Below are 7,650 nucleotides of genomic sequence, written 5' to 3'. Positions count from 1 at the left end.
ACCCTATCGTTTATGATAACGATGGTAACGTTGTCCCTGATGGCAGTGGAAAAGCAGGAAATATTTGCATCCAGAACCCATGGCCTGGCAGCTTCCAGACCATCTGGAGAGACCGTGACCGTTACGTCAGAGAGTATTATGAAAAATACTGTAAAGATCCAAACAGCAAAAGGTGGCAAGACTGGCCATACCTGACAGGTGACGCTGCAGTTGTGGCTGCCGATGGATATGCCCGTATTCTCGGTAGAATTGACGATGTTATCAATGTTTCAGGACACAGGCTTGGAACCAAGGAAATTGAATCAGCCGCTCTGACCGTTGCAGAGGTAGCAGAGGCAGCCGTTGTTCCGGTGAAACACGAAGTGAAAGGAAAAGAGCCTGATCTGTATGTTGCCTTAAAACCTGGATATACTCCAAGCGATGAGCTTGCCAAGAAGATTCAAAATGCGGTAGTTACGGAAATCGGAGCGATTGCAAGGCCGAGAAAGGTCTGGATCGTGTCTGACATGCCCAAGACCAGGTCAGGAAAGATTATGCGTCGCGTACTTGGCGCCATTTCTAACAACACAGATGTAGGCGATGTTATGACACTGGCAAATCCTGAAATTGTCGTGGAAATAACCAAGCTGGTTCAGGGAAAGTAAGGGTCAGTTCTAACTTCTATATGGCAGGTGACGGTGCAAGGAAGGATGAGGATGGCTATTACTGGTTGATGGGCCGTGTTGACGACGTTGTGAACGTATCCGGTCACAGGATTGGTACTGCAGAGGTTGAAAGCGCACTTGTTTCCCATCCAGCAGTTGCAGAAGCAGCAGTAGTTGGATTCCCGCACGACATTAAGGGTGAAGACCTTTACGCATACGTAATACTTAAAGTTGGCCTTACAGGAAGCGATGACCTTAAAAAACAGCTTGTTGCTCACGTGAGAAAGGAGATTGGACCAATCGCATCTCCTGGCAAGATCCAGTTTCCGCCTGGACTTCCAAAGACAAGGTCAGGCAAAATCATGAGAAGAATCTTAAGAAAGGTCGCATCAGGTGATATTGACCATGGCGATACCACGACACTTGCCGATCCTTCAATTGTTGATGAGATTGTAAAGGGTAGACAGTAAGATACAAATCAGCAGATTCAAGCCCTCGAAGGCAAACCTTCGAGGGCTTTTTTGTTGAAGATGCCGGAACGCTGTTTGTTCTTCACATCAGTAAAAAGGGTAAGAATTTCGAACCGACTGATGGAAAAAATGGCTTCCGGCATGGATTGCGTGTTATAATAAATATACATGTCCGTCAGGCTATGTGTGGGACAGGACAATAAATTGAGAACTGTGAACGATAGACCAGTGATATCCAGATTGGCAAACAGATGTCTCCTTTTTATCGTTACCTGTGGTTTTATGGGGTATCTGCCCGGAGCGCCGGGGACATACGCATCAATCTTCGGATGTATCATTATATATTTATTCCCTTTTTCTACAATGAGCGGCAATCTGTTTTTTGTCTGTGCCTTTGCCGTATGCTCAATTATCTGTATAAATTTTCTCAAATATGACGGCGAAGACCCGTCGTATATAGTTATTGATGAGCTTGCAGGGATGTTTATTGCAATGGCAGGGCACAAGCCAACCCTTTTAAATATTATTAGCGGTTTCATACTCTTCAGGATTTTTGATATAATAAAGCCGTATCCGATAAAGCGCATTGAGCGTTTGAAAAGGGGTTATGGCGTCGTTGCCGATGATGTCCTTGCCGGTTTATTTGCAAACTGTTTTATATGGCTGGGATACCTTGCACTGAGAATATTTACAGCAGTCTGAAGGCTCGGCCATCCTTTAATGGAGTCTTATTATGGTATTGGAGGAGCAAATAGGCAAACTACTGAAGGAAAGAGGCCTGAAGATTGCCATTGCCGAATCCTGTACCGGCGGACTTATAGCAAACAGGATTACGAATATAAGCGGTGCATCGGACTACTTTGAGGCGGGCTTCATAACATACAGCAACCGTTCAAAGACACTCTTTCTCGGTGTTCCAGAAGAGATCATTGCTAAAAAAGGGGCTGTGAGCCTCGATACGGCACGGCTGATGGCGGAAGGGGCAAAAAAGGCAACCGGCGTGGATATAGGTCTCTCCGTGACCGGTATTGCAGGACCCACTGGAGGTACGATTGAAAAACCTGTCGGAACGGTTTATATTGGTATCTCATGTAGCGTTGGAACTTTTGTGCGGTATTTTTTATTCAACGGTGACAGACAGGAGATAAAGAAGCAGACTTCTGATGCAGCGTTAACATTCGTCCTTGATTACTTAGAGGGCAGGGTAAAATGAGGGCATTTTTAGCGATTGAGATTCCCGACGATATTAAGCAATATCTTAAAACCATCATAAAAACTATGGCAACGAAGGTTGACGGGGTGAAATGGGTAAATGAGGAGGGACAACACATTACACTCAAGTTTTTTGTTGAAATTGAAGAGGCAAGGGCCTGGAAGATAAAAGAGGCCGTCTCAATGCTTGAAAAGAAATATAGCCCTTTTGTTGCGACAACAAAAGGGCTTAGTGCCTTTCCGGACAAAAGGAGGGCAAGGGTTATTGTGATAACATTAGAAAAGGGGGTTGACAATATAAAAATGATATTCAATGATATAGAAAGGGGTCTTTCAACGCTGGGTATTGAAAAGGAAAGAAGGGAGTTCTCACCGCATATTACCCTTGGGAGAAGAAAGATACCGATGCCTTTACTGGATAGAGATATCATTGAAATGGAAGAGAAAACATTCATTATAGAGAAGCTTGTGCTTTTTAAAAGCACGCTTACAAAGGAAGGAGCAATATATACCCCTGTGTGGGAGATTAAACTTGGAGGTAAAGATGGCGAAAGAGGATAATAGCAAGACAAAGGCTATAGACATGGCAGTAACTCAAATCGAAAGGCTCTTTGGGAAGGGTTCAATTATGAAATTGGGTGAGGGGCCGTTGGAGGAAGTTCCCGTAGTATCAACAGGCTCTCTTGCCCTGGACCTTGCCCTCGGGATAGGTGGTTTACCAAGGGGCAGGGTGGTGGAGATTTTTGGTCCAGAGGCATCCGGCAAGACAACACTGGCATTAGAGATTGTCAGTGAAATCCAAAAACAGGGTGGAGTAGCTTCCTTTATCGATGCGGAACATGCACTGGACGTAAAATATGCACGGAGAATTGGTATTAACACAGATGACTTACTAATCTCTCAACCTGATACAGGCGAGCAGGCCCTTGAGATTACCGAGATTCTCGTGAGAAGCAGTGCGGTGGATATTGTTGTTATAGATTCTGTGGCAGCACTCGTTCCAAGGGCTGAGATTGAGGGAGACATGGGTGATGCCCACATGGGATTACAGGCACGGCTCATGTCGCAGGCACTGAGAAAACTTACCGCAGCAATTAGCAAGTCGATGACTACAGTAATATTTATCAATCAGATCAGGTATAAGATAGGGGTGATGTTTGGAAATCCGGAGACCACAACAGGTGGAAATGCGTTGAAGTTCTACGCTTCTGTCAGGCTTGACATAAGGAGGGTGGCATCGATTAAAGATGGACAGGAAGTAGTTGGAAACAGGACGAGGGTTAAGGTGGTGAAGAACAAACTTGCACCACCCTTTAAGGAGGCAGAGTTTGATATAATATTTGGTGAAGGCATCTCAAAAGAGGGGGACTTAGTAGATTTAGGAGCAGATATGGGAATAATAGAAAAGACGGGCACATGGTATTCCTATGGTGAAACGAGGATAGGCCAGGGAAGGGAGAATGCGAAAGACTTTCTTAAAAAACATGAGGAAATTGCAAAAGAGATTGAAGCTAAAATACTTGCAGATTACAGGTCAAAGAAGGCAGAGTAGTGACATCACGTGAGATAAGGAAGAAATTTTTAGATTTCTTTTCCAGTTACGACCATACAGTAGTACCAAGTTCTTCTCTGGTACCTGAAAAGGACCCCACATTGCTTTTTGTCAATGCAGGGATGGTACAGTTCAAGAATGTGTTTCTTGGAATTGAAAAAAGGGATTATGTGAGGGCAGCATCATGTCAGAAGTGTTTGAGGGCAGGGGGCAAGCATAATGATCTTGAAAACATTGGAAAGACCCTCAGGCATCATACATTTTTTGAGATGCTTGGCAACTTTTCTTTCGGGAATTATTTCAAAAAAGAGGCCATAGCCTATGCATGGGAGTTTCTGACGGATGTCCTCATGCTGGATAAGAGTAAAATGTGGATAACAGTTTACAAAGATGATGTGGATGCAGAGGCCATATGGAGAAGCATAGGTATCAAAGAGGATAGGATTGTAAAACTTGGCGAAAAAGACAATTTTTGGTCTATGGGAGATGAGGGACCATGTGGCCCATGTTCTGAAATCATTTATGATCTGGGGGAAGGCGTAGGTTGTGGATTATCCACATGCAAAGTCGGCTGTGATTGCGATAGATTCCTGGAGCTATGGAATCTTGTATTTATGGAGTTTGAGAGGACAAGAGATGGACAGATGAAGAAGTTACCGCGTCCTTCCATAGATACTGGCATGGGGCTTGAAAGGGTTGCCTCTCTATCGCAGGGAAAGATAGGCAATTATGGAACTGACCTCTTTAGCCCGATCTTAAGGAGGTTAGAGGATGTTTCTCGATGCATATACGGAGAAGATAAAAAGATAGATATTGCTATGAGGGTAATAGTAGATCACGTGAGGGGCGCGACCTTTATAATAAACGACGGTGTTTTACCTTCAAAAGAGGGGAGAGGTTATGTCTTAAGAAGGATAATAAGAAGGGCTTTGAGATACGGTAAGAAAATAGGTATTGAAAAGGAATTTCTGTATGATTTATCCAAAACCGTTGTTGATGTGATGGAGGATGTTTACCCTGATGTTAAAAATAATCATCCATACATAGTCCGTGTGATAAAAGGTGAAGAAGAGAGATTTGTAGAGACCTTGAACATAGGGATGAGGTTATATGAGGAGATAGAAAAAGAAATAAAATCAAAAGGGGAAAACAAAATACCAGGTGACCTTGTGTATAAGCTGTATGATACATATGGGTTTCCTCTCGATATTACTATGGAGATGGCAGAGGAGGATGGCATTTTTGTGGATGTAAATGGTTTTGAAAATGCATTAAAAGACCAGAAGGTGAGGTCACGGACTGCCTCAAAGATTAAGGGTGAAGCATGGGGTGAAGGCCATGTAGCCGTAGTAAGGGGTGGTATAAAAAATGTTTTTGTTGGATACCAAATGCTTGCATCGAACGCAACTATACTCAGCCTGGTAAAGAATGAACGCATTGTGGAGGCGATAAAGGAGGGGGAGGAAGGTGAGCTTTTTTTTGACAATACACCGTTTTATGCAGAAAGCGGTGGTCAGGTAGGTGATGAAGGTTTCGCAACCACTCTTTCTGGAAAGGCGAGGGTTATTGAAGTGGTGAAGGTGAAGGAGGACCTATTTTCCCACAGGGTGAAGGTTGAGGGAGGCATTTTAAAAAGGGGGGAGAAGGCCCATCTGATTGTTGATAAGGATAGAAGAAAGGGTGTATCGAGAAACCATACCGCCACACATTTACTCCATTTTGCCCTCCGGAAGGTGTTAGGAGAACACGTAAAGCAGTCTGGTTCCCTTGTAGAAAAGGATCGATTAAGGTTTGATTTTACCCATTTCCAGGGCCTAAATGATGTAGAGATTACAAAGGTTGAAGACATAGTGAATGAAAAGATTCTGGAATGTTTTGATGTAGTTACTGAAGAAAAAAGCAGAGATGATGCCCTGAAGGAAGGGGCAATAGCACTATTTGAGGAAAAATATGGAGACAGGGTAAGGGTCCTTAAAATAGGGGATTTCAGTACAGAGCTCTGCGGTGGAACCCATGTAAGAAATACAGGCGAAATAGGCAGTTTCTATATCGTGAGTGAAGGCTCCCTTGCTTACGGGGTGAGAAGGATAGAGGCTGTTACAGGGAAAGGAGCTGTTCTTTATAAGAGAAAGATAGAGGGTATTATAAATGCGATTTCAAAAGCATCAAACACAGAGGTAGACAGGGTTCAGGAAAGGGTAGAAGGAATCATTGGAGAATTGGAGGCAAAGGGAAAAGAGATAGAAAGATTAAAAGAGGAGATAATATTTTATAAGGTTGATGAGACGATCAAAGGTGCATACGAGAAAAATGGGGCAAAGGTTGTCTCCATGTATGTGCCAGATGCAAAGACTGAAGATTTAAGAAAGGTTACAGACATTATAAGGAATAAAGTGAAGAGTTGTATTGCTATGGTGGGCTCGAGGGAAGATGCAAAAGGCATGATTGTCGTGGCGGTTAGCCGGGACTTGCAAAATTTGTATAATGCAGGCAAAATTATCAAAAGGTTAACAGATAGATATGCGGGGAAGGGTGGTGGAGGAGCGCAAATAGCACAGGGCGGTATACCTGGCGATAAAATAATGGCTGCCCTGAAAGATATAAAAGATATATTAGATAATTAAAATAATAGGTGAGTGGTTATGAAAAGATATATAGAGAATATAAAAAACGTTAACCTTTTTTCCACATTAAAGGATGATGAATTAGAGGTAATTTCAAGAATATTGTATATAAAGGACTACCAGAAGGGCCACTTAGTATTTCAGGAGGGCGAGAAGGGAGATTCTTTATACGTTGTCTTGAAAGGGAATGTGAAGGTTTCCCTATATGATGAGAGTGGTAAGGAGTATATTTTAGACATTATTGGAAAAGGTGCCTTTTTTGGCGAGCTTTCTCTTATTGATGAGTTACCAAGGTCTGCGAATGTTATAACGATTGAGGATTCTGAATTTCTGGTAATAAAAAGGAATGACTTTATTAAACTGCTTATGGAAAATCCACCGATTACAGTGAGCATTTTGAGGACTTTATCAAGGAGACTGAGGGCTGCAGACGAAAGGATAAAAGGGCTTGCCTTTCTTAGTGTTGAAAACAGGATCTTGAAATACCTTATAGATGTTGGTGAAAAATCAGGGGTCAGGGTAAAGGATTACATGGTTATAGAAAAAGGGCCTGCACAGGTTGAAATAGCGAGCTCTTGCGGCTGTTCCAGAGAGACCGTGTCAAGGATGTTAAAGAGTCTTGTACAGAAGGGCTTGGTGAATGTTAGGAAAAGGCAATACACCTTATTGCATCCTGTTTATTCATCTTTTTAGATTCGTAACATGTTATGCTATCTAATATAAAAACAAAATCAATTTAGAAATAAAAATTTAAAATATTTTTAGAAAAATATTGAATTTTATTTAATAAGATATTATATTATACGGTAATAGGTAGCCGATTGCTTTATCCAATATCATCATTGGGTTTTTGTAATCGATTGTATACAGCATAAGAGAGTGACAGAAATTCTGTTATATTAAATTGAGGAGGTATGGTTATGTTATCCGTTATCAGTGAAATTATTGAAAAGGTGAAACAGAGAGACCCTGATCAACCCGAATTTCATCAAGCGGTAAGAGAGGTATTGGAAACCCTTGTGCCTACAGTAAAGAGGCACCCTGAATTTGTGAAGGCAAAGATATATGAAAGAATAGTCGAACCCGATAGGGTAATAATGTTCAGGGTTCCATGGGTTGATGACAAAGGTGAGGTACAGATAAACAGA

At 42.2% G+C, this 7,650-nt stretch carries 9 protein-coding genes and 1 pseudogene; 9 read left to right on the top strand and 1 reads right to left on the bottom strand.

The window, feature by feature from the left end:
• Positions 1-644, top strand: a 644-nt coding sequence (locus NTU69_03740) for an AMP-binding protein (GenBank protein ID MCX5802639.1), incomplete at its 5' end; no start/stop codon positions are given.
• Between the two features lie 26 nt (positions 645-670).
• A pseudogene (locus tag NTU69_03735) lies at positions 671-1,114 on the top strand (acetyl-coenzyme A synthetase).
• Positions 1,115-1,131: 17 nt separating this feature from the next.
• Here NTU69_03735 and NTU69_03730 read toward each other — a convergent pair.
• On the bottom strand, positions 1,132-1,452 hold the full coding sequence (locus NTU69_03730; protein MCX5802638.1) for a hypothetical protein: 321 nt from the start codon (positions 1,450-1,452) through the stop codon (positions 1,132-1,134).
• Here NTU69_03730 and NTU69_03725 point away from each other — a divergent pair.
• The 7 genes from NTU69_03725 to NTU69_03695 form a co-directional block, all read left to right on the top strand.
• A complete protein-coding gene (locus tag NTU69_03725; protein MCX5802637.1) occupies positions 1,397-1,816 on the top strand; it encodes a phosphatidylglycerophosphatase A in 420 nt (139 codons plus the stop codon). The two genes, NTU69_03730 and NTU69_03725, sit on opposite strands and share 56 nt — an antisense overlap.
• Before the next feature lie 31 nt (positions 1,817-1,847).
• Complete coding sequence (locus NTU69_03720; GenBank protein ID MCX5802636.1) at positions 1,848-2,327, top strand: CinA family protein; 480 nt, start codon at positions 1,848-1,850, stop codon at positions 2,325-2,327.
• Positions 2,324-2,887 carry an RNA 2',3'-cyclic phosphodiesterase gene (thpR, locus tag NTU69_03715; protein MCX5802635.1) on the top strand — a complete coding sequence of 188 codons (564 nt, stop codon included), beginning with the start codon at positions 2,324-2,326 and terminating at the stop codon, positions 2,885-2,887. The genes NTU69_03720 and thpR overlap by 4 nt, the downstream gene beginning before the upstream one ends.
• Complete coding sequence (gene recA, locus NTU69_03710; protein ID MCX5802634.1) at positions 2,871-3,878, top strand: recombinase RecA; 1,008 nt, start codon at positions 2,871-2,873, stop codon at positions 3,876-3,878. Before thpR ends, recA begins: the two co-directional genes overlap by 17 nt.
• Positions 3,878-6,502 carry an alanine--tRNA ligase gene (alaS, locus tag NTU69_03705; protein MCX5802633.1) on the top strand — a complete coding sequence of 875 codons (2,625 nt, stop codon included), beginning with the start codon at positions 3,878-3,880 and terminating at the stop codon, positions 6,500-6,502. Before recA ends, alaS begins: the two co-directional genes overlap by 1 nt.
• A gap of 18 nt (positions 6,503-6,520) precedes the next feature.
• Positions 6,521-7,195, top strand: a complete 675-nt coding sequence (locus NTU69_03700; GenBank protein ID MCX5802632.1) for a Crp/Fnr family transcriptional regulator — start codon at positions 6,521-6,523, stop codon at positions 7,193-7,195.
• 227 nt (positions 7,196-7,422) lie between these two features.
• On the top strand, positions 7,423-7,650 hold a 228-nt coding region (locus tag NTU69_03695), incomplete at its 3' end, for a glutamate dehydrogenase (GenBank protein ID MCX5802631.1).

Source organism: Pseudomonadota bacterium (assembly GCA_026388215.1).
In the GTDB taxonomy this organism is placed as follows: domain Bacteria; phylum Desulfobacterota; class Syntrophorhabdia; order Syntrophorhabdales; family Syntrophorhabdaceae; genus JAPLKF01.
Note: the sequence above shows the minus strand (reverse complement) of the source record. Positions and strands in the feature narration are given on the sequence as shown.